This window comes from Actinomadura sp. 3N407 (assembly GCF_052245875.1).
Lineage (GTDB): Bacteria > Actinomycetota > Actinomycetes > Streptosporangiales > Streptosporangiaceae > Spirillospora.
In genome coordinates this window covers 1-26,387 of the sequence record NZ_JBQQBP010000019.1, presented here as the reverse complement: position 1 = coordinate 26,387, position 26,387 = coordinate 1, and the positions used below count along the sequence as shown (strand labels likewise).

Here is a 26,387-nt window from a genome sequence, read left to right as displayed (position 1 = left end):
CGAACGGAACGCACACGGACCGCCATTGCCCCACGAGGATGATGCGATCGTGCCGTGCTTGGCACCCGCGCCGGGCTGCTAGGAGGCGGCGAGCTGATCGTCGGTGTGACCAGCACCGAGACGCTCCGCGACGCGCTCCGGAAGGCCGGCGGCCGGTAACTGTCCGGGATCCAGGAGTCGGAGGTGTCAAACCAGGGCGACGAAGATTCTGCCGGGCATGCCCCGCCGGTTCTGTTAGGCCGGTTACCGCAGGGCAACAACTCCGGAAGACGTCGCCGCGCTGAGCGGCCGTGTACGGAAGGAGGGCCATGCGCACAAAGCTGCTCGCCGAGGCCGATGGCCGGCGGACCTACGCGATCGTGATGGACAAAGGGGATGACCCGGTGACGGAACTCGGCCGCTGGGCCACGGAGAACTCGGTCGGCGGTGCCTCACTGACCGGCGTCGGCGCCTTTCGCCGAGCCGTCCTGGCCTTCTTCGACCCCGTGCGCAAGGAGTATCTGCCCATGGAAGTGAACGAGCAGGCCGAGGTGCTGTCACTGATCGGGGACATCGCCGAGTCGGGCGGCAGCCCCGCCGTGCACGCCCACGCGGTGCTCGGCCTGCGCGACACGTCCACACGCGGCGGGCACCTGATGGAAGCCGACGTCTGGCCCACCCTGGAACTCATCGTCACCGAGACACCGACCACGCTGCGCAAGCAGCACGATCCTGAAACGGGGCTGGCGTTGATCAACCCGGACGCGGCCGACGCCCCGTCTCACTGACTACTCCGCCGTCATCCAGTGCGTGCGCCGGGCCGGCTCCGGTGGCGACGCCTTCATCACCGGCGCCTTCCACTTCGCCGACGACTGCGCCGCCCTCTCCGCGGCCCCGGTCCCGCCGCGCTGTTGACAGGAGAGAGGCCAAGATCGTAAAGTTCGCCTGATTCACGGTTGCCCGAGGGAAATCCGGTGAGATGCCGGTGCGGACGCGCCACTGTATCCGGGACGACGATCCCGGGAGCCAGGTCGCTCGGGCGGCCGCGACCTCATTGTCCGGGACGCGCTAGATCCCCTGCGGAGGCACCGTGAGCACGCTGTCGGCTCCAGGCAACATCCCCCTTCCCCGCCTCGTTCCATGGCTGCTCACGGTTCCCGTGCTGCTGCTGATCGGCTACCTCGTCCTGATGGACAACGGCGCCGTGTCGCAGACGGGCGGCTACCTGCACGAGCTGATGCACGATGGGCGGCATCTGCTCGGCGTGCCCTGCCATTAGGGCCGCCCCATGATTCGAACCCTGTTGGTCAGGGGGCTTCTGTACGGCCTGCTGGCCGGGCTCGTCGCGGGCGCTTTCGCGTTCGCGGCGGGCGAGCCCCGCATCGACGACGCGATCGCGCTGGAGGAGGCCGCCGGCGCGGCCGAGCCCGCGCACCAGCACGAGCACGACTCCGCCGGAGGCGGGCATGAGCACGGCGCGGAGGTGAGCCGCGGCACGCAGAAGGCCGGACTCTTCCTCGCCACCGGGCTCTACGGGCTCGCCATCGGCGGCGTGTTCGCGCTCGTCTACGCGGCGCTTCGCGGACGCGTCGGCCCGCGGTCGGACGGAGGGCTCGCGATCGCCGCCGCCGGGACGGCCTTCGCCGCGGTCATCGTCGTCCCGTTCCTGAAGTACCCCGCCAACCCCCCGGCGGTGGGGGACCCGGAGACGATCACCAGCCGGACCGTGCTGTATCTGGCGATGGTCGGCGTCGGTCTGCTCGCGGCGGCGATCGCGGTGACGACGGCGAGGCGCGTCCCCGGCGGGCCGTGGGCGCGCTGGCCGGCCGCCGTGCTCGCCTTCCTCGCACCGGTCGTGGTGGCGTCGGCGCTGCTGCCCGGGGTCGACGAGGTGCCGGACGGGTTCCCCGCGACGCTGCTGTGGGAGTTCCGTCTCGTCTCGCTCGGCACCCAGCTGGTGTTCTGGGCGGCGTTCGGCGTCCTGTTCGGATGGGCGTGCGACCGGGCGCAGCGTCCCGCCCGCGCCGCCGTCCCGGCCTGAACGGCGTGCTGTTCGTCCGGCACGCCACGTCGGCGGGGATGCGGGAGGCCCGGTTCCCCGCCGGCGACCCGGCCGAGGACCCGGCCGACGCGGGCGGGCTGGCCAGGGCGAGGCTCCTGGCCGGGACGCTCCCGGGTGCCGAGGCATGGTCGTCGCCCTCACGCGCCGCCCTGGAGACGTGCGCCGCGCTCGGTCTCGACGCCCGGCCGGTCGCGGCGCTCGCCGAGGCCGACCACGGCCGCTGGGCGGGTCAGCCGTACGCGCGGGTCGCGGCGGACGAACCGGAGGCGCTGGCCTGCTGGCTGTCGGATCCGCACGCCGTCCCGCACGGCGGCGAAAGCCGGGCGGCCTTCGCGGCCCGCGTCGCCGCCTGGCTCGGCACCGGCGTGTCCGGCGTCGCGGTCTGCGACGCGGGCGTCATCCGGGCCGCGCTCGCCCACGCCGTCGGCCTGGACGTCACGGCCGCGGACCGCATCGACCTCGCACCGCTGTCCACCACCGCGCTCACCACCACCGCGCTCGCCACCACCGGGCTCACCACCACCGGTGACGGCTGGCGAGTCGCCCACGTCAACCGGAAGGTCCTCGTTTGAACGCCACCTATCCTTTCAGCGCCGTCGTCGGCATGGACGACCTGAAGCTGGCGCTGCTGCTGAACGCCGTCTCCCCCCGGGTCGGCGGGGTGCTGGTGCGCGGCGAGAAGGGCACCGCGAAATCGACGATCGTCCGCGCGCTGGCCGCGCAGCTGCCCGCCGTGAACGTCGTGGCCGCGTGCCGGTTCGCCTGCGACCCGGCCGCGCCGGACGCGTCGTGCCCGGACGGGCCGCACGATCCGGGCGGCCCGTCCGCGCGGCGCCCGGCCGCGCTGGTGGAACTGCCGGTCGGCGCGTCCGAGGACCGGCTCTCGGGGGCGCTGGACGTCGAACGGGCTCTCACCGAGGGCGTCAAGGCGTTCGAACCGGGCCTGCTGGCGACCGCGCACCGCGGCGTCCTGTACGTGGACGAGGTGAACCTCCTACACGACCACCTGGTGGACCTGCTGCTGGACGCCGCCGCGCTCGGCACCTGCTATGTCGAGCGGGAGTCGGTGTCGGTCCGGCACGCGGCGCGGTTCCTGCTCGTCGGGACGATGAACCCCGAGGAGGGGGAGCTGCGCCCGCAGCTTCTCGACCGGTTCGGGCTGACGGTCGAGGCGCGGGCGTCGCGTGACCCGAAGGAGCGGGCGGAGGTCGTCCGGCGGCGGCTGGGGTTCGAGGCGGACCCGGCCGTGTTCGCCGCGCGCTGGGCCGGTGCCGAGGCCGCCCTCGCGGACCGCATCTCCCGGGCGCGGGAACGGCTGGACGGGGTGCGGCTGCCCGATGAGCGGCTGGAGCAGATCGCGGCGGTGTGCGCCGGATTCGAGGTGGACGGCCTGCGCGCCGACCTCGTCACGGCGAACGCCGCCCTGGCGCACGCGGCCTGGCGGGGGCGGGACGAGGTGACGGCCGACGACGTCCGCGCGGCCGCGCGGCTGTCGCTGCCCCATCGCCGCCGCCGCGATCCGTTCGACGCGCCCGGCCTGGACGAGTCGCTGCTCGACGAACTACTGCAGAACACGTCCCCCGGCGACGATCCCGACGACACACCGCCCGGCGGCACCCCACCGGACGGCGGTGACGGGCCGCCCCCCGACGGCCCCGGTGACCAGGCGGACCAATCCGCCGCGCCGGCCGCGGACCCGCCCGCCAGGGAGCGGGGCGATGAGCGGAACGGGACGGACGCGGGGCCGGAGCCGGCGAACGGGCCGGGGCACGCCGGCGCCGGAACGGTCGCGGCGGCGGCCGCGCCGCACGCGGTGCCGCTGCTGGAGGTCCCGGGCGTCGGCGACGGCGCGGCGGGGCGCAGGTCGCGGTCGCGGACGGCGCGGGGCAGGGTCACGGGGGCGCGCCGTCCGGCCGCGCGGGTCCGCGACCCGCATGTGATGGCGACGCTGCTGGCCGCGGCGCCACATCAGCGGGCGCGTGGACGGTACGGCCCCGGTCTGGTGCTGCGGCCGGACGATCTGCGCGAGGCGGTCCGCGAGGGGCGCGAGGGCAACCTCGTGCTGTTCGTCGTGGACGCCAGCGGATCGATGGCCGCGCGGCGCCGCATGACCACGGTGAAGACGGCCGTGCTGAGCCTGCTGCTGGACGCCTACCAGCGCCGCGACAAGATCGGCATGATCACCTTCCGGGGCCGGGACGCCGACCTCGTGCTGCCTCCGACGTCGTCGGTGGAGGCGGGGGCGGCGCGGCTGCGCGCTCTGCCGACCGGGGGCCGCACTCCGCTGGCCGCCGGGCTGGTCCGGGCCGCCGAGGTGCTGCGCGCGGAGCGGCTGCGCGACCCGGATCGGCGCCCGCTGCTCGTGATCGTCACCGACGGCCGCGCCACCGCGGGAGGCGACGTGGACCGGGCGGCCGGGCCGCTCGCGGGCACGGCGGCATTCGTCGTGGACTGCGAGGACGGCCCGGTCCGGCTGGGTCTGGCGGGGCGGCTCGCCGTCCGCCTCGGCGCGCGGCTCGTCCCGCTCGGCGATCTCGACGGGATGGTCCAGAGCCACCGGAAGCGCGACCACGGGAAGGTGGCCTGACATGCCCCAGGGAAAGCCCGTGTCCGTTCCCGACGACGGCCTCACCACCAGGCAGCGCCGCAACCGGCCGCTGCTGATCGTCCACACCGGCCCCGGCAAGGGCAAGTCGACCGCCGCGTTCGGGATGGCGCTGCGGGCGTGGAACCAGGGCTGGCCGATCGGGGTCTTCCAGTTCGTGAAGTCGGCGAAGTGGCGCATCGGTGAAGAGCGGGCGCTGCGGGTGCTGGGCGACAGCCCCGAGGGCGGGCCCGTCGCCTGGCACAAGATGGGCGAGGGCTGGTCGTGGATCCAGCGGCCGGGCACCGAGGACGACCACGCGGAGAACGCGCGGGAGGGCTGGGCGCAGATCAAACGCGACCTGACCGCCGAGACGCACCGCTTCTATGTCCTGGACGAGTTCACCTACCCGCTCAAGTGGGGCTGGCTGGATCTGGACGACGTCATCGACGCACTCACCACCCGCCCCGGCGATCAGCACGTCGTCATCACCGGACGGGACGCGCCGGACCGGCTCATCGAGGTCGCGGACCTGGTGACGGAGATGGGCAAGGTCCGGCACCCGATGGACGAGGGGCAGAAGGGCCAGCGGGGCATCGAGTGGTGACGCCCCGGCCGGTCCCCCGCATCGTGATCGCGGCGCCGTCGTCCGGAAGCGGGAAGACGACCGTCGCGACCGGCCTGATCGCGGCCCTGCGCGCGCGTGACCTCAGGGTGTCCCCGCACAAGGTCGGCCCCGACTACATCGATCCCGGCTACCACTCGCTCGCGGCGGGGCGGCCCGGCCGCAACCTCGACCCGTGGCTGGTGGGCGAGGAGCGGGTCGCGCCGCTGTTCCTGCACGGCGCCACCGGCTGCGACGTGGCCGTGGTCGAGGGCGTGATGGGCCTGTTCGACGGACGCGGCACGAGCGACTTCGCGTCCACGGCGCATGTCGCGCGGCTGCTCGCCGCTCCGGTGGTCCTGGTGGTGGACGTGGCGCGGCAGAGCCGGTCGGTCGCGGCGCTCGTGCGCGGCTTCGCGGTGTTCGAGCCCGGAGTCCGGATCGGCGGCGTCATCCTCAACCGGGTGGGGTCGGACCGGCATGAGGAGCTGTGCCGGGACGCGCTGGAGGCGTCGGGTGTGCCGGTGCTCGGGGCGATCCGGCGGGACGACGCCGTCGTCACGCCGTCCCGGCACCTCGGCCTGATCCCGGCGGCCGAGCGTGAGGGCGAAGCCGTGCGCGCGGTCGAGCGGCTCGGCGCGCTGGTCGACCGATCCTGCGATCTGGACGCGCTGCTGCGGATCGCCGCGTCGGCTGCCCCACTGTCCGACCGCCCGTGGGACCCGGCGGACCACGTGACTCCGATGCCGGGACGGCCGGTCGTCGCGGTGGCGGGCGGGCCGGCGTTCACCTTCTCCTATGCCGAGCACGTGGAACTGCTGCGGGCGGCGGGCGCGGCCGTGGTCGTCTTCGACCCGCTGCGCGACGCGGCCCTTCCGGAAGGGACGGCCGCGCTGGTCATCGGCGGCGGGTTCCCGGAAGTGCACGCCGCCGAGCTCGCCGCCAACGCGCCGATGCTCGCCGCCGTGGCCGCGTTCGGCGGCCCGATCGCGGCGGAGTGCGCCGGTCTTCTCTATCTCTGCGAAGAGCTCGACGGGCGGGCGATGTGCGGGCGGGTCCCCGGCCGCGCCGCGATGACGTCCCGGCTGACGCTCGGCTACAGGGAGGCGGTCGCGGTGGCGGAGTCGCCGCTGACACGGCCGGGCGAGCGGTTCCGCGGCCACGAGTTCCACCGCACCGCTCTGAACGGCGGGACGGCCGGGCCGCTGTTCCGGTGGCGGGGCGGCGGCCGCGACGGCTTCGGGGACGACCGGATCACCGCGTCATACCTGCATCTGCACTGGGCCGGGCATCCGGAGGCGGCTCAGCGGCTGGTGTCGTCCTCCAGGTCGCCCTCCGCCTTGAGGTAGACCTCCTGCAGGCCCTGGAGGGTCTCCGGGTCGGGGTGCTCCCACATGCCGCGCTCGGCCGCCTCCAAGAGCCGTTCGGCGATGCCGTGCAGCGCCCACGGGTTCGACTCCGCCATGAACGCGCGGTTCTCCTCGTCCAGAACGTACGCGGCGGTGAGCCTGTCGTACATCCAGTCGGCCATGACGCCGGTGGTCGCGTCGTAGCCGAACAGGTAGTCGACGGTCGCGGCCAGCTCGAACGCGCCCTTGTAGCCGTGCCGGCGCATCGCGGCGAGCCAGTTCGGGTTGACGACGCGCGCCCGGAAGACGCGCGCGGTCTCCTCCGACAGGGTGCGGGTACGGACGGCGTCCGGCCGGGTGCTGTCGCCGACGTAGGCTTCCGGTGCCCTGCCGGTCAGCGCCCGGACGGTCGCGATCATGCCGCCGTGGTACTGGAAGTAGTCGTCGGAGTCGGCGATGTCGTGCTCGCGGGTGTCGACGTTCTTGGCGGCCACCGCGATCCGCCGGTAGGCGCTCTCCATGTCGGCGCGGGCGGGGACGCCGTCGAGGTCGCGGCCGTAGGCGTGGCCGCCCCAGACCGCGTACACCTCGGCGAGGTCGGCGTCGTCACGCCAGTTGCGGCTGTCGATGAGCGGCAGCAGCCCGGCCCCGTACGCGCCCGGCGCCGACCCGAACACCCGCAGGGTGGCGCGCCGCCCGTCGCCGTGCTCCCGGGTGTCGGCCTGGACGTGGGCGCGGACGTAGTTGTCGGCGTCGGGTTCATCGAGGCCGGCGACGAGCCGGACGGCGTCGTCCAGCATGGCGACGACGTGCGGGAACGCGTCCCGGAAGAATCCGCTGATGCGGACGGTCACGTCGATGCGCGGCCGGCCCAGCTCGGCGGCGGGGACCGGGTCCAGGGCGGTGACGCGGCGGGACGCCTCGTCCCAGCGCGGGCGGACGCCGAGCAGCGCCAGCACCTCCGCGACGTCGTCGCCCGCCGTGCGCATCGAGCTCGTCCCCCACACCGAAAGGCCCACCGAGCGCGGCCATTCACCGTGGTCGGCGCGGTAGCGCTCCAGCAGCGAGTCGGCCATCGCCTGCCCGGTCTCCCATGCGAGGCGGCTGGGGACGGCGCGCGGGTCCACCGAGTAGAAGTTCCGGCCGGTCGGCAGGACGTTGATCAGGCCGCGAAGCGGTGATCCGCTGGGGCCGGCCGGGACGGAGCCGCCGTCCAGGGCGTGCAGGACGTGGGCGAGCTCGTCCGACGTCCGGGCCAGGCGCGGGACGACCTCGGTGGCCGCGAACTCCAGCACGCGGGCGACGAGATCCCGCCGTCCGGCCGGGATCCGCTCCGCGACACCGGGGACCGCCTCCACGGCCCAGCCCGCGTCTTCCATGGCCTGGACGAGGGAGCGGGCGGCGGCCTCGGCGGCGTCCACGTCGGCGAGCCCGGCGGTGCCGTCCTCGGTGAGGCCGAGCGCCTCCCGCAAGCCGGGCAGCGTCTCCCGTCCCGACCACATCTGCCGGGCGCGGAGCATGGCCAGTACCAGGTCGACGCGGGTCGAGCCCTCCGGCGCCTCCCCGAGAACGTGCAGCCCGTCACGGATCTGCGCGTCCTTCACCTCGCACAGCCAGCCGTCGACGTGCAGGAGGAAGTCGTCGAACTCGGTGTCGTGCGGGCGGTCGTCCAGGCCGAGGTCGTGGTCGAGTTTCGCGGCCTGGATCAGCGTCCAGATCTGCGCGCGGATCGCGGGCAGCTTCGCCGGGTCCATCGCGGCGATCGTGGCGTGCTCGTCGAGGAGCTGTTCGAGGCGGGCGATGTCGCCGTAGGTCTCCGCGCGCGCCATCGGCGGGACCATGTGGTCCACGAGGACGGCGTGCGCGCGGCGCTTGGCCTGGGTGCCCTCGCCGGGGTCGTTGACGAGGAACGGGTAGATCAGCGGCACGTCGCCGAGGGCCGCGTCGGTGCCGCACGACGCCGACATTCCCGCCGCTTTGCCGGGCAGCCACTCCAGGTTGCCGTGCTTGCCGACGTGCACGATCGCGTGCGCGCCGAACTCGTCCGAAAGCCACCGGTAGGCGGCCAGGTAGTGGTGGCTGGGCGGCAGGTCGGGGTCGTGGTAGATCGCGATCGGGTTCTGGCCGAAGCCGCGCGGCGGCTGCACCATGACGACGACGTTGCCGGCGCGGAGGGCGGCGAGCACGATGTCGCCGTCCTGGACGAACAGTTCACCGGGCGGCGGGCCCCAGTGCCGCTCCATCTCTTCGCGCAGGTCGTCGGGAAGCGTCCGGTACCAGCGCTCGTAGGACGCGGCGGAGATGCGGACGGGGTTGCCCGCGAGCTGCTCCTCGGTGAGCCAGTCCTCGTCCTGCCCGCCCGCCGCGATCAGCGCGTGGATCAGCGCGTCACCGTCCTGCCCCGCGACGCCGGGGAAGCTCTCCCCCAGGTCGTATCCGGCCTCCGCGAGCCGGGACAGCAGCCGGACGGTGCTCGCCGGGGTGTCCAGGCCGACGGCGTTGCCGACCCGGGAGTGCTTCGTCGGATACGCCGACAGCATCACCGCGAGGCGGCGGCCGGAGGGCGGCGTGTGCCGCAGGCGGCCGTGCCGGACGGCGATCCCCGCGACCCGCGCGGCCCGCTCCGGGTCGGCGGCGTAGACGGTGAGGCCGTCCTCGCCGGTCTCCTTGAACGAGAACGGGACGGTGATGATCCGCCCGTCGAACTCGGGGATCGCGACCTGCGAGGCGGCGTCCAGCGGCGAGAGCCCGTCGTCGCTCGCCTTCCAGTCCGCGCGTGCTGTGGTGAGGCAGAGGCCCTGCAGGATCGGGACGTCCAGCTCGGCGAGGGCGCCGACGTCCCACGCCTCGTCGTCGCCGCCGGCCCCGGCCGTCGCGGGCCGCGACCCGCCCGCCGCGAGGACGGTCACCACCAGCGCGTCGGCTTCGCGGAGCGTGTCGAGCAGCGCGGGCTCCGCCGTGCGCAGCGACGAGCAGAACACGGGGAGGGGCCGTCCGCCCGCGTCCACGATCGCGGCGCACAGCGCCTCGACGAACGCGGTGTTCCCGGCCATGTGGTGGGCGCGGTAGTAGAGCACACCGACGACGGGCCCCTCCACGGCGCGGAAGTCGCGCTCTGGCCGTCCCCACGTCGGGGTCGGGGCCGGCGGCGCGAACCCGCGGCCGGTCAGCAGCACCGTGTCCGACAGGAAGGCGTGCAGTTCGGCCAGGTTGCCGGGCCCGCCGTGCGCGAGGTAGGCGTGCGCGTCGGCGCACACGCCGCCGGTGACGCTCGACAGCTCCATCAGTTCGGCGTCGGGGGCCTGCTCACCTCCGACGACGACGACCGGGCGGGGACCCGCGAGCAGCGCGTCGAGGCCGTCCTCCCACGCGCGGCGCCCGCCGAGCAGCCGGACGATGACGAGGTCGGTGCCGTCGACCAGCGCCGGCAGGTCGTCCACGGCCAGCCGCGCGGGGTTGCCGAGCCGGTAGGCGGCGCCGGAGGCGCGGGCGCTCAGCAGGTCGGTGTCGGACGTCGACAGCAGCAGGACGGCCCGTTCCTGCCCGGACGTGTCAGCGGACACGATGGGTCCTCCCCCTGGGGTCCTCGCCCCGGTCGCGGGTGTTGCGACGGCAGGAGTGTCCTGGCTCCCGGATCAGTGCTCGCCCCGGCCTTCCCGTCCGCCATCAACGTGTGCGGACAGTGGCCTGAAGCGGGGTTCGCTCCCCGGTCACAGTGGCGGGACCGCGCCGGATTCACACCGGCTTCCTCCCATTGCCATCGCCTGGTGAGAACAGTACGGCAGCGCGGGCCGTCTGCAAACTGTGGTTAACATCCTCCTCGTGCCGAATGTCAACCGGGCGGGACGGCCGCGCGCCGACGCCTGCCCCGGAGCGCTGCAGACCCACGACGCCGCCGACGGCCCGCTGGCGCGGGTCCGCACACCGGGCGGAGCGGTGTCCGCCGCGCGCCTCGGCATGCTCGGAGCCGCCGCCCGCGACCTAGGCCGCGATGTGATCGAGCTGACCTCCCGCGGCAACCTCCAGCTACGCGGCGTCCACGACCCCGTACGTCTCGCGGCACGGCTGGCGGACGCCGGGCTGCTGCCCTCGCCGTCCCATGAGCGGGTGCGCAACATCGTCGCGTCCCCGCTGGGCGGGCGCGGGCCGCACGGCGCCCTCGCGACGGACCCGCTGGTCACGGCGCTCGACCGGGCGCTCTGCGGCATCCCCCGGCTGGCCGGGCTGCCGGGCCGGTTCCTGTTCGGGTTCGACGACGGCACCGGCGACGTCACCGCGCTGGACGCCGACGTCACGTTCGGCCCCACCGGTTTCCGGCTGGCCGGGACACGGCTCGACCTCGCGTCCGACGACGATCCGGCCGGGACGATGCTCGCGGCGGCGGAGGCGTTCCTCGACGTCCGGGGCGACGCCTGGCGGCTGGCGGAAGTGCCGGACGGGGTGCGGCTCGTCGCCGGACGGCTTGGGGGGACACCACGAGACGACCTGGCACGTCCGGCCCCCGTGGCCCCGTCTGCCGGGGTCATCGAGCAACGGGACGGGATGGTCGCGCTGGAGGTCGTGCCGCCACTCGGGCGGTTGTCCGGACGGCAGGTCGAAGCGCTCGCCGAGGCGGCCGGCGAGGTCCGGGTGACGCCGTGGCGGAGCGTCGTGCTACGCGACCTGGACCCGGACGAGGCGCGGGCGACCGCGGCGAGGCTCGCGGCGGCGGGCTTCGCGAACGACGCCGCGTCGCCCTGGGTCGGCGTGACGGCCTGCACGGGAAGCCCCGGCTGCGCGAAGTCGCGCGGCGACGTCAAGGGCGAGGCCAGCCGCTGGGTCGCCGGCCTGGACCGCGCCCCCGACACGCCCGTCCACTGGGCGGGATGCGAACGACGCTGCGGGACGCCCCGCGGCCCGGTCGTCCTGATGATGGCGGCACCACGGGAAGGACAGCAGTGATCGACTATGTCCGGGACGGCGCCGAGATCTACCGGCGGTCGTTCGCGACCATCCGCGCGGAGGCCGACCTGTCGGGCCTGCCCGACGATGTGGCGCGGGCCGCCGTCCGTATGATCCACGCCTGCGGGATGACCGACCTGGTGGACGACCTGGCGTGGTCGCCGGAGGTCGTGGAGCGGGCTCGGGCGGCGCTGCTGGGCGGTGCGCCGATCCTGTGCGACGCGCGGATGGTCGCGTCCGGGATCACGCGGGCGCGGCTGCCGGCCGGCAACGACGTCGTGTGCACGCTGGGCGAGCCGGGCGTGCCGGAGCTGGCGGCGCGGCTCGGCACCACGCGGAGCGCGGCGGCCGTGGACCTGTGGCGCGACCGGCTGGACGGGGCCGTGGTGGCGGTCGGCAACGCGCCGACCGCGCTGTTCCGGCTGCTCGAACTGGTCGACGACGGCGGGGGACGTCCGGCGGCGGTCTTCGGGATCCCGGTCGGGTTCATCGGCGCGGCCGAGTCCAAGGACGCTCTCACCGCGAGCGGCCTCGCCCACCTGACGGTGCGCGGGCGGCGCGGCGGCAGCGCGATGACGGCGGCGGCGGTCAACGCCATCGCCAGTGAGGCGGAGTGATGACCGGACGGCTGTACGGCGTGGGCGTCGGGCCCGGCGACCCCGAACTGGTCACGGTGAAGGCGGCACGGCTGATCGGCTCGGCGGACGTGGTCGCCTACCACTCCGCCCGCCACGGCCGCAGCATCGCCCGTTCCATCGCCGCGCCCCACCTGCGCGGCGGCCAGATCGAGGAGCCGCTGCTGTACCCGGTGACCACCGAGACGACCGGTCACCCGGGCGGCTACCGGGGCGCGCTGGAGGAGTTCTACGCCGACTGCGCCGCCCGGCTCGCCGAACACCTGGACGCGGGGCGGACCGTCGTCGTGCTGAGCGAGGGCGACCCGCTCTTCTACGGCTCGTACATGCACCTGCACAAACGGCTCGCACCGCACTACCCGACCGAGGTGGTCCCCGGCGTCACGTCGCTGAGCGCGGCGTCCGCCGCGGCGGGACGCCCGCTGGTGGAAGGGGAGGAGACCCTCACGGTGCTGCCCGGCACACTGCCCGGCGACGAGCTGACCGAGCGGCTGCGCGGCGCGGACGCGACGGCGGTGCTCAAGCTCGGGCGGACGTTCACCAAGGTCAGGCAGGCCTTCGAGGACGCCGGGCGGCTCGGCGACGCCTGGTACGTGGAGCGGGCCGCCACCGACCGGCAGCGGGTGGCGCCGCTCGCCGACGTCGACCCGGCGGACGTCCCGTACATGTCGCTCGCCCTGCTGACCAGTCCTGCGGAACGGTCGTTCCAGCCCTTGCCGCCGGCACGGCCGGAGGGGGCCGGCGGCGTCACGGTCGTCGGGCTCGGCCCGGCGGGCCGGCCGTGGCTCACCCCCGAGGCGCAGGACATCCTGTCATCGGCCACCGACCTCGTCGGCTACGGTCCGTACCTGGACCGGGTGCCGGCGAACGCGCGGCAGCGGCGGCACGCGTCCGGCAACCGGGTGGAGGCCGACCGGGCCCGGCACGCGCTGCTGCTCGCACGCGACGGCTCGCGGGTCGCCGTCGTCTCCTCCGGCGATCCCGGCGTGTTCGCCATGGCGGCGGCGGTACTGGAGGCGGCGTCCGAGGAGGAGTTCGCGGACGTGCCGGTGCGGATCGCCCCCGGGCTGACGGCCGCGCAGGCCGTGGCGAGCCGGGTGGGCGCACCGCTCGGCCACGACTTCTGCGTCCTGTCGCTGTCGGACCTGCTCAAGCCGTGGGACGTGGTGGCCCGCCGCCTCACCGCCGCGGCCGAGGCCGACCTGGTGCTGGCCCTGTACAACCCGTCCTCGAGCCGCCGCAGGCACCAGCTCCCCGCCGCGCGCGACCTGCTGCTGGAACACCGCTCCCCCGAAACGCCGGTGGTGATCGGACGCGATGTCGGCGGCGCGGAGGAAAGCGTCACCGTGACCACGCTCGCCAAACTGGACCCCGAACAGGTCGACATGCGGTGCCTGCTCATCGTCGGGTCGTCCACAACCCGCGTGACCGACCGGGGCGCGGTCTACACGCCCCGCCGCTACCCCTGAACCCAGGCGGCGACCTGCGCGACGTCATCGACCGTCCGGACGCCGTCCGGTGGGCGCGGACGGTCGACCATGAACACCGGCAGCCGGGCCTCCCGGGCAGCGGTGAGCTTCGCGCGGGTCATCGCGCCGCCGCTGTCCTTGGTGACGAGCGCGCCGAGCCGGTGGTCGCGGATCAGCGCCCGCTCGCCGTCCACCGTGTAGGGGCCGCGCGCGACCAGCACCCGCACGTTCGGCGGGACGGGCGGCTCCGGCGGATCGACGGACCGCGCGAGGAACCACACGTCGGTCCGTGCGGCGAACACCGGGATGCTGCGCCGCCCGGTCGTCAGGAACACGCGGGCGCCCGCGGGCAGGCGGGCGGCGGCATCGGCCAGGGACGGGACGCGATGCCAGTCGTCGCCGTCCTCCTCGTCCCAGCCCCGCCGCCGCAGCGCGAGCAACGGCACGCCCGTCAGCCGCGACGCCCGCGCGGCCGAGGCGCTCATCCGCTCCGCGAACGGATGCGTGGCGTCCACCACACGGTCGATCCGCCGCTCACGAAGCCACGCCGCCAGCCCCTCCGGACCACCGAAGCCGCCGACATGCACCTCCCCGGCGGGCAGCCGCGGCTCGGTGACCCGCCCGGCCAGCGACGACACGACACGCACGCCGGGCACGTCCGCGAGCCGGGCCGCGAGCGCCCGCGCCTCCGCCGTCCCGCCGAGGATCAGGACGCGGCGCATCCCCGGTCCCGCTCGGCGCTGTAGAGGTGGCTGCCGGGGAACGCCGACGCCGTCAGCACCCGCCCCACGACGATCACCGCCGTGCGCTTCACCCCCGCCTCCCGCACCAGGTCCGCGATGTCGGTGAGCGTGCCGCGCAGGATCACCTCGTCGGGGCGGCTCGCGCGGGCGACCACCGCGACCGGGCAGTCCGCGCCGTAGTGCGGCAGCAGTTCCGCCGCCACCTGCTCGATGCGCTGAACGGCCAGGTGCAGCACCATCGTCGCGCCGCTGCTCCCGAGCGTGGCGAGGTCCTCGCCGTCCGGCATCGGCGTGGCGCGCACCGCGGTGCGGGTCAGAATCACCGTCTGCCCGACACCGGGGACCGTCAGCTCACGCCCCAGCGACGCCGCCGCGGCGGCGAACGCCGGAACACCCGGGACGATCTCGTACGGTACGCCCTCCGCGTCCAGCCGCCGCATCTGCTCCGCCACCGCGCTGAACACCGACGGGTCACCCGAGTGCAGGCGCGCGGCGTCCAGCCCGCCCCGGTGCGCGGCGGTCAGCTCGGCGATGATCTCGTCCAGCGTCATGTCCGCGGTGTCGACGAGCCGCGCGCCCGCCGGGCACGCGTCCAGCAGCTCGCGCGGGACGAGCGACCCGGCGTACAAGCACACCGGAGCGGACTCCAAGGTCCGCAGCCCGCGCACCGTGATGAGGTCCGCCGCACCCGGGCCCGCTCCGACGAAGTACACGGTCATGTGTCGTCCTTCCATGTCGTCCAGAGGGTGACGGGCATCGCCGGCCGCCAGCCGGTGAACCCGCCGAGCGGCGCGGCACGCTCGACACCGATGCGGACCAGTTCGCCGCCATGAGCGCGGCGGGCCTCGGCGACCCGGACTTCCGATTCGATGGTGACGGCGCCGGCGACGAGCCGCCCGCCCGGCTTCAGCGCGTCCAGGCAGCGTTCCAGCAGTCCCGGGACGGTGAGACCGCCGCCGACGAACACCGCGTCGGGCGCCGGCAGGCCGTCCAGCGCATCCGGCGCCCGGCCCTCCACGACGCGCACACCGGGAACACCGAGCGACCGCGCGTTGCGGCCGATCCGCGCCGCCCTCTCCGCGTCCCGCTCGATCGCGACGGCCTCGCACGAGCGATGCGCCCGCGCCCACTCGATCGCGACACTGCCCGCCCCGGCACCGACGTCCCAGAGCAGCTCACCGGGCAGCGGCCCGAGACGCGACACGGTGATCGCGCGGATCTCGCTCTTGGTGATCTGCCCGTCATGCTCGAAGACTCCGTCGGGCAGCCCCGCCACCCGGGGCAGCGGCACCGCGTCCGGGCCCGGCTCGCATTCGACGGCGACGATGTTCAGCGCGGACCCGGCGGGCCGGCCCCACTCCCCCGCGACGCCGCGCCGCGCCGTCTCGGTCTCCGCACCCAGGTCGCACAGCACGGTCATCCGGCTGGGCGCGAAGCCGCGCCCGGCCAGCAGCTCCGCGACGACCAGCGGGGCGTCGCGTCCCGCACCGAGGACCAGGAGACGGCGGCCGGGGGCGACGAGCGCGTTCAGCGTCTCCGCCGGGCGGCCGACGAGGCTGTGGACGTCCACCCGCTCCAGCGGCCATCCGAGCCGCGCACACGCCAGCGACACCGACGACGGATGCGGCAGGACCCGGAGCCGGTGCGGACCCAGCATCTCCGCGAGCGTGGACCCGATCCCGTAGAACATCGGATCGCCGCTCGCCAGGACGGCGACGACGCGTCCCTCGTACCGTTCGATCAGCCCGGAGAGCGCGGGGAGAAGCGGGGACGGCCACGCGACCCTCTCGGCCTCGCCTTCCGGCACCAGGTCGAGCTGTCGACGCCCGCCCAGCAGCACGTCCGCCGCCCGCAACGCCGCACGGGAAGCCTCCGGAAGCCCGCCCCACCCATCGGCGCCGATCCCCACAACGGTGATGACACGCGCGTCCACTGGCCTCCTCGAACGAAATGCGGCGCCAAGCCTATACCAGCCGCTCTGGCACACTGATCCAGGTGAAGCGGCTTTTGATCATCGGCATCGGCGCGGGTGACCCCGACCACCTGACCTTCCAGGCGGCGAAGGCGATCGCCGCGGCCGACGTGTTCCTCATCGTCGACAAGGGCGAGACCAAACACGACCTGGCCCGCCTGCGGCACGACCTCATCGAAGCGCACGGCCGCTCCCCGTACCGGATCGTCGAGGCCCGTGACCCCGAACGCGACCGCACCGCACCGGCGTACACGGCCGCCGTCGAGGACTGGCGCTCCCGCCGCGCGAGGATCTACGAGTCGTTCATCACCGACGAGCTCGCCGACGGGCAGACCGGTGCACTCCTCGTCTGGGGCGACCCCGGCGTCTACGACAGCACCCTCGCGGGCCTGGAAGAGGTCGACGCCGAGTTCGACCACGAGGTGATCCCCGGGATCAGCAGCGTCTCCGCGCTCACCGCACGTCACCGCGTCGGACTCACCCGCGTGGGCCGTCCCGTCCACATCACCACGGGCCGCCGCCTGGCCGCCGAAGGCACCACCGCCGACGACGTCCTCGTCATGCTGGACGCGGCCTGCTCATTCACCGAGGCAGCCGGCTTCCACATCTACTGGGGCGCCTACCTCGGCACACCCGACGAGATCCTGATCTCCGGCCCGGTCGAGGAGGTCGCCGACCAGATCCGCACCGCCCGCGCCGAGGCCCGCACCCGCAAAGGCTGGATCATGGACACCTACCTCCTCCGCCGCCCACTCAGCTCCACCACACCCCGCACCGGACAACCACATGGCGAACGAACTTCGGCGCTGGCACAAGGCTCGGATGGCAGAGGACGGCGTTCCGGAGGTTCCGAGGTTCTCTAGGCCGACGGCGTCCCGGGCATTCACGGCATCTGCACGCACGTCTCCGACGGCATGCGAGACGAACTCCAGCGGCGATGGGAGAAACGCGACGAGCGGCCGGCGACGGCTCCGATCTCACCGCTACCAACCTGGCCGAACCGCTCAGGCGTGCCCGAATCCGCCCCAGCAACGCAACGAGGCCCTCCGGCGGAAAGCAGGAGGGCCTATGAGGTGGGTGGGCGATACTGGGTTCGAACCAGTGACCTCTTCGGTGTGAAAACGGTCGGACACCCCGACGATACAGGCCGTTCAGGCATCACCCCAGGTCAGAAGCCCATCTTCCGCTCCGGTGACACCAGTTCAAGGAAGATCAAGTCACTTCTGATCTCCCACGATTCATACTCCTCGCCCTTCACCACCAATTACCATGGGTGACCGTCGGCCCATCGACATGCTCATTCCAGCCATCCGAGGCACAGAAGCACATACCGCCCATACGGAGTGTGGGGTGCCCGCATTCAACGCCAAGTCGGCGCGGCAGGCAGCGGCTCGCGTCGTTGCCTACGGTGCAAGCATTCGTTCCCAGGTGGCAAACCGGTCTCTCATTACTGCGATCTGCGCAACGGGCACGCCGTAGGCCGTGAAGTCCCGGTCGGGGATGCGGTGCAGATAGGAGAGCGACTCGGCGAACAAGGCAATGTCGAAGCCCGGGTTGTGCTCCGCGGCCACGGCCAAGAGGCGGTCATGGTCATAACGTCCACTGGCCAAGACCGCATCAATGTCCAGGAAGTCGCGCGGTGCCCACCGGTTGAACAAAGCGTCCATCTTGCCGGCCACGGCATCGTCAGGGTGCAGTACCGGGCCGACTTCCAGAATCACCGGAGCGTGAGCCCGCCAGAACACCCCGAGATCCACTTTGCAGGCATTGCCATCAGAGTCAGTGACCGTCATCTGGACAAGGTCCGGGGTGCGCCGGGCCACTTCGGGTCGCAGCCCCTGGCTCGCATAGGCGGCGATAACGTCGTCGGCGACCTGCTCCGGGCTTCCTCTTTGAGAAGAGAACAGGTCGATGTCCTCTGAAGGACGAGCGCCCATGCCGTGCATCTGGACGGCGTGCCCACCGCCCAGCACGAAACCTCGGTCACCGACGACATCCAGCGCAATGCAGACCAACCGGAACTGGAACCGATCCATCAGGCGGCATGCCGAAGCTGGGGAAAGCGCCGTTCCCACAGGGCTCGGACTGGACGTGCCGGGAGGATCTCGTCCCAGTGCTCCACCAGCAGCCGGCCGTTGATCAATTGCCGCTGGTGCTCCACACCGCCCTCCTCCAACACGATCTTGTAAGCGGCCGACCGATCGTAGTCGTCATCGAGGTCGAACTCCGTTCGCCCACCCCACGCCAGCTCCAGCGGAAGCACCACGACGCCGCGCTCCGGCCCTTGCAGCTCACTCAGCGACCCGGCCACCTCGTACGGCCTGGTCTCGGCATAACTGAACGGCGCTCCACTGTGCCCCTCCATACACACCAGTGTGCCCTATCCACCACCCGGAGGACCTTCTTCGTGGGAGGTGCTGGCCCACGAGCAGACCCGCCACGGCCGGAGCGCAAGTGAGGCTGGTCTGCGGTCAACGGTCTTGCCAACGGGTGACAAGGCGATGGCCAGGACGGCATCCTGAAACTACTTTTTGTCAGACTGACAAAAAGCTAGGGTCAGCGCATGGCCGAGGACCGCTGGACTCCCCCCGAAGTCATGCTCGCCGTCGATCTGGTGATCTTGACGCTGCGCGAGTCTCTCCTTCATGTGCTGCTAATCGAACGCGGCATCGAGCCCTATAAGGGCGCTTTGGCGCTTCCCGGCGGCTTCCTGCAGCACGCCGAGGAGGACATCACCGCCGCGGCCCACCGCGAGCTGGCGGAGGAGGCAGACATGGACGTCGAGACGCTGCACCTTGAGCACCTGGGCGTCTACGGTGCCCCTGGCCGCGACCCGCGCGGACGGGTGGTGTCGGTCGCCTTCCTGGCGATCGCACCGCGGCTCCCGGAACCGGCTGCCGGAACAGACGCGGCCGGGGCCCGGTGGCAGCGAGCAGATCATGTGCTTTCAGGCGACCTGGAACTCGCCTTCGACCACCGGCAGATCGTCGAGGACGGCGTCGAGAACGCCCGCGCCAAGCTCGAGCACTCCGCGCTCGCCACGGCGTTCTGCGGCCCGACGTTCACGATCGCCGACCTCCAGCGGGTCTACGAGGCGGTATGGGGGATCTCTCTCGACCCCCGCAATTTCTATCGCAAGGTTCAGAAGACCAGCGGATTCATCGTCGCGGCCGGCCCGGAACGCAAGGGCACGACCGGCCGGCCGGCCCGAGTCTTCAAAGCCGGTCCGCAGAAGGCCCTGAATCCGCCGATGGTCCGGCCAGTCGAACCGTCGATCACGAAGGGATCGGGACAATGAGCGGCAATCCGATCGTCGTTCTCACGGCGCTGGACGTGGAGTACGAGTCCGTCCGCGCGAAGCTGGGCAGGCCGCGGCTGTATCGCCACCCGCAGGGCACTCGATTCGAGGTGGGCCGACTGGCGCACGGCCGGGCACGCATCGCCCTTGGCCTCGTCGGGAAGGGCAACCAGTCCGCGGCAGTCCTGGCCGAACGCGCCATCAACGAGTTCTCCCCAGCGGCGCTGCTGTTCGCAGGGGTCGCCGGGGCCCTGCACTCCGACATCGCCCTCGGGGACGTGGTGGTGGCCACCCACATTTATGCCTTCCACGGCGGGACGAGCGAGGACGACGGGTTCAAGAGCCGCCCTCGAGTCTGGGAAGTGTCGCACGGCGCCGACCAGGTCGCCCGGCATGTGGCTCGCAACCGCGCATGGGCGGACGGTCTCGATGACCAGGAGCCCACGGTGCACTTCGGGCCGATCGCAGCAGGCGAAGTCGTACTGAACTCGACGACTTCGCCGCACGCGCACTGGATCCGGCAGAACTACAACGACGCACGCGCCATCGAGATGGAAGGCGCCGGCGTGGCTCAGGCGGCGCACCTCAACAGGTCCCTGCCGGTGGTCGTGATCCGAGGCGTCAGCGACCACGCCGACGGCACCAAGGAGACCACCGACCGCGAGCACTGGCAGGCACGGGCGGTGGCGAACGCTGCGGCGTTCACCACCGCACTGGCCGAAACCCTGTCCGCCGAGGAACCGCAACAACGCGAACCGGCCGATACGAAAGGGACACCGATGATGAGCGACACCATCCGCAACGTCGCCAAGGACAACGCACGGGTGGTCGTGCAGGCGGGGCACGTGCACGGAGGCATCCGGGTGTCCGGTGAGCACGGCGGCCCCACCGATCCCGCCGCGGCGATCATCGAACTCGCCCTCCGGCTTCGGCAGGCGCGGACGGCGGGACACTTGGATGAGGACACCTACCGCGCGGCCGAGGCGGAACTCGCCGCCGCCCGCGAGACACTGCAGACGACCGATCCGCAGGACGTCGGTGCGGTGACGCTGGCCCTGAAGAAGGTGCGCGGGCTGGTCGGGGACGTGGCCGCCCTTTCCGCGGAAGTGGCGAGCGTCATCGCCCTGGTTCAAGGCCTGTCATGACAGCGCAGGACACCACCGCTGCACCGAATGACACCACGACGAACTACGCCGGAGATTCCGCCTACGTCGGGGTCCAGGCGGGAGTCGTACACGGCGACGTATACGTCTACGAGACCCCCGCAGGCGCATCGGCGGCGGAGATGTTCGAAATCGGCGTCCGGCTTCTCGCCGGCGGCATACCGGGAAAAGCACGTGAGCTCATCGGCCGAGCCGTCATGGACGGCGGTCTCACCGGCAGCCGGGTCTGCTTCCACTGGCAACTCGCCCTCGTCAGCGGCCGGACACGGCACGAGATGCCGCAGGAGCACCTCACCATGCTGCATCGGGCATCGGGAACCTGCAACGCCACCGGTGGCGACGCATGGGCGGACGGCGTGCGGACCCTATGCCGGCTGCTGGAGTCCGCGCAGCAACCCGACGAGGACCTACGTCCTCTGCTCAAGGACCTCGACGGGCTTGCCGACCCGCAGCGCTCCATGATTCTTCGGCACCTGCAGCTGTTCCTGGACGGGCCACTCGAGAACCAGATGTGGCGCCGCGCCCTGGACAGCGCCCAGCAAAAACAGATGGCGAACGGCAGAGCCGACCGTGTCTGGAAGTTCTTCGAGCCGAAACCGGCCCGGCCGCGGGTTCGTGAGCCGCGGCCACCGGACCTCACAACCGGCACCTGGGTTCAAGCTCTGGTGTCGACCGCCGTTCTGACCGCAGCGGCGATCCACATCGCTTACCTTCTGGTGCGGGAACTTCAGGCGGTCGCTTTGCTCGCATACCTGCTGAGCGTCGGTGGCGGCTACTGCGCCGCAAGGGGCGGTGTGGAGTGGCGCTTCCGCATCGAGCGGCGCCGGGTGAAGGATGCGCAATATGCGCCGTGGACGCGCCCGCGAAGCGCCCCCTCCGGCGGCTTCGCCGACAAGGTGAGTCGGCGTTTGGACCACTACTTCGCCAGATACGTTCCACGTGACACCAGCAGGTCCGTCTGGTTGGCCGAGACGGCGGGGATCCGCAGGTGCCTGCGCGACGAGATCGTGGAGGTCTACCGGGAGCAGCGGACCGGCGTCGAAAGGATCTCCTGGCTGATCCGGTACCGGGTCAGCGACGTCAGGACACGGTGGGAGAACGGCACGCTGTGGAACTACCGGCAGGAACTCGCCACTCCCCCGGCCTCCATGCTGCTGACGGTCCTCGGTCTCGCCCTCCTCGTCCCCGGGGTTACGTGGACGCTGGAGGTCGCGGTACGGATCGACCCGCTGAGCGTCGTCCGCACGGCCGCCTTGGCATTGCCGGCGGGCGTGATCGCCGCCCACGCCTGGCTGCGCATCGTCCTGGAGCGCAGGCGATATGCGGCCGACCTCGCCGAGAACACACAGACGCTGAAGGCCTGCGAAGCGGCCTTCAAGCGCTGGAAGGCGAAGCTCGCCGACAAACCCGACGACCGCCAGATGGCCACCTGGCTGGACTGCGACCGGAAGATGCTCCTGGATGAGGCACTACGCCACTACCGGTTGACGATGAGTGGCCTGATCTCCCACGCGTTCATCGAGACGCGCGCCTTCCCCGGCAGAAGCGCACGCGTACGCAAAGGCCCCTGGCGCTACGAGCGCTACAAGCTGCTCCTCTTCCTCCTCACCACGGACGGGGTGCGGCAACTCAACGCCGAACTCGATTTCGTGAAAGGCACCTTCCACGATCGGTACCGGACCAACTACCGCTACGAGGCGGTCGCCGCCGTACGGGTACGCCAGACCGACGACGATGAACACGACTTCAGACTCACCCTCGTCAACGGTGAGGAGATCCACGTCGAGGCGATGGCCCCGGAAGCGGAAAAACTCCAGGATGAGCCAAGCGGCGTCGTGTCAGAAGTAACGCAGGACGCCGCCAACCTCCGCCACACCCTGACCGTCATGGAAGGAATCGCCGCGGAAGGCAAGCGGTGGATCGTACGAGAACGCCAACGCCTGGGCACCCAATAGCGTGCGGTGTCCAGCCTGCGGGGAAAGACGATGGTGAAGCGGGCGGGCAGCGCGCGAACCATCACGTCAGGCTAGGTTAGCGGCAGCGGGGAAGCAGGTTCTCGCTGAACATCAATTCACGAGAAGCACGCGCCGACTTCGCGTCCCGTCCGCCCCGCCACTGCGAGCTGAACTCAAGGGTTCCGGCTACCGCGACACCACCCCGTGCCACCTTGGCACGACGTCCACTGACGTGCTTTCCTGCAGAAGATGCCATTACACCTGGATGGAGGGTGTCGTGCCAGCTACGGGGAAGGGACGGGCCGACTGGGCTCGCCTCACCATATTCCTGTCCGCCCGTCCAGCAGGTGAAGAGGAAGTGGCCCTGTCATGGCCTGAGCTACGCCGAATCGTAGGCGATCTTCCTGTCTCGGCGGTCCGACATTACCCACAGTGGTGGCATGGCGATCGGTCACATGTTCGAGCTTGGCAGGCTGCAGGCTACACGGTCACTGAGATCCGGCCAGGAAGCTCAGTCACCTTCCGCAGAATCGGAGCCGATCGCCAAGTCGTCTCCGCGGCCGCGGGTCGACAGACGTCTCCTGCGCTACCCACCGGTAGCGCAGGGCTACTGCAGGAGCTAAATAGAAGCGAAACTCTTCTGGTCATCCCATGTTCGAAGAGCAAGCGAACCGGCGGCAGAACGGGGAACCGAGAGGAAGCGCAGTGGCCGTCCGACCTAATCGCAGCCCGAGCGCGCAACCAAACCTCGGCCCACTTGGACGAACGGCAAGTACTCCCAGCATGGCGCCGCTATAGCGGGGGCTTCTACTCGGCCGCTCAGTCCAGCCTGCGAGAAGCGGTAGTTCAGGACACACCCTTGATCATTCTCAGCGGCGGGTACGGCGTCCTGCACGCCAGGGAGCACATCGGTGACTACAATAAGATCATGCGCTCGGCCGACTGGCCGGCTGGTCTTCTCGAAAGTCTCCTGCTCCATGAGGCTCGACAAAGAAACGTATCATCCGTCGTGGCCTTTGCGGCAAGGAGCTCCGACTACGCACGGGTGGTACGGGCGACGCCCTGGAGCCAGGCCGGGCTGACCGCGTATCTGGTTACGATCACGGGCGTAGGCAAGGGGGCCTCCGGCATGGTGCCACGTCGACTCGGCCAGGCGTTCGCTGCCTTCTGGCAAGAGCAGCCCGCCGACCAATACCCGGAGGGGACAACTGTGGAGCGTCTCGCATGAGCGACGGGAATGCTAACCGCCGAAAGGATACCGAGCGGTTCTATTTCCTGCTCGGCCGCTTGGAGGAGCGCATCGGAGGACCGCGGCTACTCCGGAACTGCAATCAGGCCACCGGTTGGCCGAAATACGGTGTGGAGTTCTTCCTCGAAGAAGGCCAGTTCCGAACCGGAGGAGACGAGCTCCGCGTGGTACGTGTGGGCAGCCATGCCTTGCGGGCTACGTCCCAGGCGACCTTCTGGGGCAGGCTGGCCCAGCACCGAGGCCCGGTCAGCGGCACCAATGCAGGCGTAGGCAACCATCGCGGCTCCATATTCCGCCACCACATCGGTACAGCACTGCAGCAGGTCGACAACTGGCCGGCCGATGTTGTGCAGTCTTGGCGACAGACGAAGGTCAGCCCGGCCCAACGGAAAGCTGAAAGACCATTCGAACAGGCCGTGAGCGAGCACATAACAGCTATGCCGCTCCTTTGGCTGGACGTGCCTGACCGCGAACAAAGGGAGTCCATTCGGGCCAACTCGATCTCCCTGCTCTCCCAACGCAACGGCGGCGTTCACCGCACCACTTCCGGCTGGCTTGGCCTGCATGCCGAGAACGAGCACGTCCGTACATCCGGGCTATGGAATAGCGACCACGTCGATGATCCATATGACCCGTCCTTCCTCGACGACATGGAGGTTCGCGTGAAAGCCATGTGACGAACCACCCGAATTGTGGCCACGATGATCGGTCCCGATCAGCGACCAACTCTTGACATTCGTTAGGCTCGTCATATGGGAGACACGGTTAATCCCAGGATCCGCCTCGTCGAGATGAAGGCCTTGGGGCCGTTCTCGTGGCGTTGGCCCGAAGGAGTCGAGTACTTCGAGCGCGGTTGGGTCGCCGTTGCGACGGTGAACGATCGAGAAGTTCTTGTCCGCCACGGAATCGGACACAGGAACACCTATGGGCGGACGCGTGTCCATTCGGTGACCTGGGTCGAGGGCGATCCTCTCGTCGAGGGTGTCGAGTCGGATGACTTCGACGAGTCCGAGAGCCTGCTGAGCTTGATCAAGGTGACCAAACGGCATCTGAAACCGGATGACGCGACGCCGGTGGGCTATCGCACGCTTCCCATCGTGGTGGTCGCCGACCAAATCCGCGCGCCGGGCGCACCACGAAGTCTGGCGGTGAAGCTCCGGCAGGATGACGTTGATGGCTGGACTCGTCACGCCCTCCTGCGAGCCGTGAACCGGAGTCGTTTTCCGTCCCAACCGGGTGGCAGGAAGACTCTTCCGCCAGCCTCCAGGAGCGGGCCTGCTCCCGCCGCACTGGCGACAAGGAGTCACACCGAGCTCCGTGACGGTGTAGTCACGGCACTCTTGGCCTACGCCGAACATCACAGGTCCGCTCCGAATGAGGTGGTGGAGTTCACTCAGAACCAAGAGGCGAACGAATTTCTCCGGACGGATGGTTTCGCTTTCCTAACCGGACTGCTCTTCGGCCAGGGAGTACCAGCGGAGCGGGCCTGGTGCGCACCGTTTCTTCTCCGTCAACGCCTTGGTCACCTCGATCCCGCCCGCATCGCCGAAGACGAGGCGGGAGTGCGAGCGGCCATTGCGCTTTCCCCCAAACTGCACCGATACATCGAGAAGATGCCTCGCTGGCTGACTCTCGCTGCTCGCCGCGTGATGACCGAGTACGAAGGCGACGCCGGAGCTATCTGGTCCGGCAATCCCGACGCGAGGGAGTTGCAAGATCGCTTCAAGGCCTTCGTCGGCATCGGCCAGAAGATATCGGCGATGGCGGTTGAAATCTTGGAGCGCGACCTCGCCGTCCCAATCAGGAACATGGAAGGAAGCGACATTGCTTACGACATCCACCTGCGCCGCGTCTTCCTACGTACGCGTCTCGCCGACGTGGACGACCGCGACCACATGATCACCAGGGCCCGGACCCTGTACCCTCCCCGCCCTGGTTCGCTCGACCTGCCCAGCTGGCTTATCGGGCGTGGTTGGTGTCATCCCGGACTCCCAGACTGCGCCACCTGCCCCCTCACCGAGGTTTGCGTTAAGGACATCGAACGAGCGAACCATGTCGCCAGTGCCTAACCCAACGCCTACATCTAATGAGGTCGCTGCTCGCCGGAGAGGCGGCCGTCCTCAAGTCACTGGCCACGTTGCCCCATGACCGCCACCCGCGCCAGGAACCGCACGGCGGGCGCCAAGGCGCACTGCGTTCTAGAAACTGAACCAGACACCCTCCGATCAGTCCCCTGGATACCGTGACGCGGACCAAGTGAGGTGCCCCGGATCTTCCGGACAGGGCCCCAACTAGAGTTGGGGAGAGAACCGGAAAGGAAGGCCGTTGGCACGACAGAGGCGGCATTTCACCCAGGAGCACAAGGACGAGATCGTCCGCATGGT

The 26,387-nt window shown here is 71.1% G+C and carries 23 protein-coding genes, 1 pseudogene and 1 riboswitch; of the genes and pseudogenes, 18 read left to right on the top strand and 6 right to left on the bottom strand.

Going from position 1 to position 26,387, the window contains the following annotated elements; all coding sequences use genetic code 11:
• Nucleotides 1-308: 308 nt before the first annotated feature.
• The 7 genes from ACTWPP_RS35815 to ACTWPP_RS35785 all read left to right on the top strand — a co-directional run bounded on the left by ACTWPP_RS35815 (nt 309) and on the right by ACTWPP_RS35785 (nt 6,578).
• Nucleotides 309-767, top strand: coding sequence for a PPC domain-containing DNA-binding protein (locus tag ACTWPP_RS35815; RefSeq protein WP_443108854.1), 459 nt, complete (start codon nt 309-311; stop codon nt 765-767).
• A gap of 302 nt (nt 768-1,069) precedes the next feature.
• Nucleotides 1,070-1,258, top strand: a complete 189-nt coding sequence (locus tag ACTWPP_RS35810; protein WP_443108853.1) for a CbtB domain-containing protein — start codon at nt 1,070-1,072, stop codon at nt 1,256-1,258.
• A 9-nt stretch (nt 1,259-1,267) separates the two neighbouring features.
• A complete protein-coding gene (locus ACTWPP_RS35805) occupies nt 1,268-2,020 on the top strand; it encodes a CbtA family protein (RefSeq protein WP_443108852.1) in 753 nt (250 codons plus the stop codon).
• Complete coding sequence (locus tag ACTWPP_RS35800) at nt 1,969-2,613, top strand: histidine phosphatase family protein (RefSeq protein ID WP_443108851.1); 645 nt, start codon at nt 1,969-1,971, stop codon at nt 2,611-2,613. The genes ACTWPP_RS35805 and ACTWPP_RS35800 overlap by 52 nt, the downstream gene beginning before the upstream one ends.
• A 32-nt stretch (nt 2,614-2,645) precedes the next feature.
• Nucleotides 2,646-4,628, top strand: a complete 1,983-nt coding sequence (locus tag ACTWPP_RS35795) for a VWA domain-containing protein (RefSeq protein WP_443109003.1) — start codon at nt 2,646-2,648, stop codon at nt 4,626-4,628.
• 1 nt (nt 4,629) lies between these two features.
• On the top strand, nt 4,630-5,232 hold the full coding sequence (gene cobO / locus ACTWPP_RS35790) for a cob(I)yrinic acid a,c-diamide adenosyltransferase (protein ID WP_443108850.1): 603 nt from the start codon (nt 4,630-4,632) through the stop codon (nt 5,230-5,232).
• The gene (locus ACTWPP_RS35785) at nt 5,229-6,578 is read left to right on the top strand and encodes a cobyrinate a,c-diamide synthase (protein WP_443108849.1); all 1,350 of its coding nucleotides are present in this window, start codon (nt 5,229-5,231) and stop codon (nt 6,576-6,578) included. Before cobO ends, ACTWPP_RS35785 begins: the two co-directional genes overlap by 4 nt.
• On the opposite strand, the gene cobN is transcribed toward ACTWPP_RS35785, so the two are convergent.
• Nucleotides 6,533-10,141, bottom strand: coding sequence for a cobaltochelatase subunit CobN (cobN, locus tag ACTWPP_RS35780; RefSeq protein ID WP_443108848.1), 3,609 nt, complete (start codon nt 10,139-10,141; stop codon nt 6,533-6,535). The two genes, ACTWPP_RS35785 and cobN, sit on opposite strands and share 46 nt — an antisense overlap.
• 31 nt (nt 10,142-10,172) lie before the next feature.
• Nucleotides 10,173-10,389: riboswitch (cobalamin riboswitch) on the bottom strand.
• An 11-nt stretch (nt 10,390-10,400) separates the two neighbouring features.
• On the opposite strand from cobN, the gene ACTWPP_RS35775 reads away from it, so the two are divergent.
• The 3 genes from ACTWPP_RS35775 to cobJ are packed head-to-tail and all read left to right on the top strand — an operon-like array spanning nt 10,401 to nt 13,623.
• Nucleotides 10,401-11,519, top strand: coding sequence for a precorrin-3B synthase (locus ACTWPP_RS35775; protein WP_443108847.1), 1,119 nt, complete (start codon nt 10,401-10,403; stop codon nt 11,517-11,519).
• The gene (locus tag ACTWPP_RS35770; RefSeq protein ID WP_443108846.1) at nt 11,516-12,136 is read left to right on the top strand and encodes a precorrin-8X methylmutase; all 621 of its coding nucleotides are present in this window, start codon (nt 11,516-11,518) and stop codon (nt 12,134-12,136) included. Before ACTWPP_RS35775 ends, ACTWPP_RS35770 begins: the two co-directional genes overlap by 4 nt.
• The gene (cobJ, locus tag ACTWPP_RS35765) at nt 12,136-13,623 is read left to right on the top strand and encodes a precorrin-3B C(17)-methyltransferase (RefSeq protein WP_443108845.1); all 1,488 of its coding nucleotides are present in this window, start codon (nt 12,136-12,138) and stop codon (nt 13,621-13,623) included. Before ACTWPP_RS35770 ends, cobJ begins: the two co-directional genes overlap by 1 nt.
• Here cobJ and ACTWPP_RS35760 read toward each other — a convergent pair.
• From ACTWPP_RS35760 to cbiE, 3 genes are read right to left on the bottom strand one after another with little or no spacing between them, the layout of a single operon-like run.
• A complete protein-coding gene (locus tag ACTWPP_RS35760; RefSeq protein ID WP_443108844.1) occupies nt 13,614-14,345 on the bottom strand; it encodes a cobalt-precorrin-6A reductase in 732 nt (243 codons plus the stop codon). The genes cobJ and ACTWPP_RS35760 overlap by 10 nt on opposite strands.
• On the bottom strand, nt 14,330-15,085 hold the full coding sequence (cobM, locus tag ACTWPP_RS35755) for a precorrin-4 C(11)-methyltransferase (RefSeq protein ID WP_443108843.1): 756 nt from the start codon (nt 15,083-15,085) through the stop codon (nt 14,330-14,332). Before cobM ends, ACTWPP_RS35760 begins: the two co-directional genes overlap by 16 nt.
• Nucleotides 15,082-16,299: a precorrin-6y C5,15-methyltransferase (decarboxylating) subunit CbiE gene (cbiE, locus tag ACTWPP_RS35750; RefSeq protein WP_443108842.1), complete on the bottom strand. Its 1,218-nt coding sequence runs from the start codon at nt 16,297-16,299 to the stop codon at nt 15,082-15,084. The genes cobM and cbiE overlap by 4 nt, the downstream gene beginning before the upstream one ends.
• A gap of 62 nt (nt 16,300-16,361) precedes the next feature.
• Here cbiE and cobF point away from each other — a divergent pair, with 62 nt between their 5' ends.
• On the top strand, nt 16,362-17,201 hold the full coding sequence (gene cobF / locus ACTWPP_RS35745) for a precorrin-6A synthase (deacetylating) (protein WP_443108841.1): 840 nt from the start codon (nt 16,362-16,364) through the stop codon (nt 17,199-17,201).
• 540 nt (nt 17,202-17,741) lie between these two features.
• On the opposite strand, the gene ACTWPP_RS35740 is transcribed toward cobF, so the two are convergent.
• Both ACTWPP_RS35740 and ACTWPP_RS35735 read right to left on the bottom strand, forming a co-directional pair.
• Nucleotides 17,742-18,374 carry a nucleotidyl transferase AbiEii/AbiGii toxin family protein gene (locus ACTWPP_RS35740; protein ID WP_443108840.1) on the bottom strand — a complete coding sequence of 211 codons (633 nt, stop codon included), beginning with the start codon at nt 18,372-18,374 and terminating at the stop codon, nt 17,742-17,744.
• The gene (locus ACTWPP_RS35735) at nt 18,374-18,703 is read right to left on the bottom strand and encodes a hypothetical protein (RefSeq protein WP_443108839.1); all 330 of its coding nucleotides are present in this window, start codon (nt 18,701-18,703) and stop codon (nt 18,374-18,376) included. Before ACTWPP_RS35735 ends, ACTWPP_RS35740 begins: the two co-directional genes overlap by 1 nt.
• Before the next feature lie 198 nt (nt 18,704-18,901).
• On the opposite strand from ACTWPP_RS35735, the gene ACTWPP_RS35730 reads away from it, so the two are divergent.
• From ACTWPP_RS35730 to ACTWPP_RS35700, 7 genes and pseudogenes are all read left to right on the top strand, one after another.
• Complete coding sequence (locus tag ACTWPP_RS35730; RefSeq protein ID WP_443108838.1) at nt 18,902-19,636, top strand: NUDIX hydrolase; 735 nt, start codon at nt 18,902-18,904, stop codon at nt 19,634-19,636.
• Nucleotides 19,633-20,781 carry a 5'-methylthioadenosine/S-adenosylhomocysteine nucleosidase gene (locus ACTWPP_RS35725; RefSeq protein WP_443108837.1) on the top strand — a complete coding sequence of 383 codons (1,149 nt, stop codon included), beginning with the start codon at nt 19,633-19,635 and terminating at the stop codon, nt 20,779-20,781. The genes ACTWPP_RS35730 and ACTWPP_RS35725 overlap by 4 nt, the downstream gene beginning before the upstream one ends.
• Nucleotides 20,782-20,996: 215 nt before the next feature.
• Nucleotides 20,997-22,754, top strand: coding sequence for a hypothetical protein (locus ACTWPP_RS35720; RefSeq protein WP_443108836.1), 1,758 nt, complete (start codon nt 20,997-20,999; stop codon nt 22,752-22,754).
• A gap of 265 nt (nt 22,755-23,019) precedes the next feature.
• Nucleotides 23,020-23,274: pseudogene (locus ACTWPP_RS35715) on the top strand (DUF7662 domain-containing protein); the annotation flags it as partial.
• 339 nt (nt 23,275-23,613) lie between these two features.
• Nucleotides 23,614-23,982, top strand: a complete 369-nt coding sequence (locus ACTWPP_RS35710) for a hypothetical protein (protein WP_443109006.1) — start codon at nt 23,614-23,616, stop codon at nt 23,980-23,982.
• Nucleotides 23,979-24,680: a hypothetical protein gene (locus tag ACTWPP_RS35705; RefSeq protein ID WP_443108835.1), complete on the top strand. Its 702-nt coding sequence runs from the start codon at nt 23,979-23,981 to the stop codon at nt 24,678-24,680. The genes ACTWPP_RS35710 and ACTWPP_RS35705 overlap by 4 nt, the downstream gene beginning before the upstream one ends.
• Nucleotides 24,681-24,755: 75 nt before the next feature.
• Complete coding sequence (locus ACTWPP_RS35700) at nt 24,756-26,072, top strand: hypothetical protein (protein ID WP_443108834.1); 1,317 nt, start codon at nt 24,756-24,758, stop codon at nt 26,070-26,072.
• The last annotated feature ends 315 nt before the right edge of the window (nt 26,073-26,387 follow it).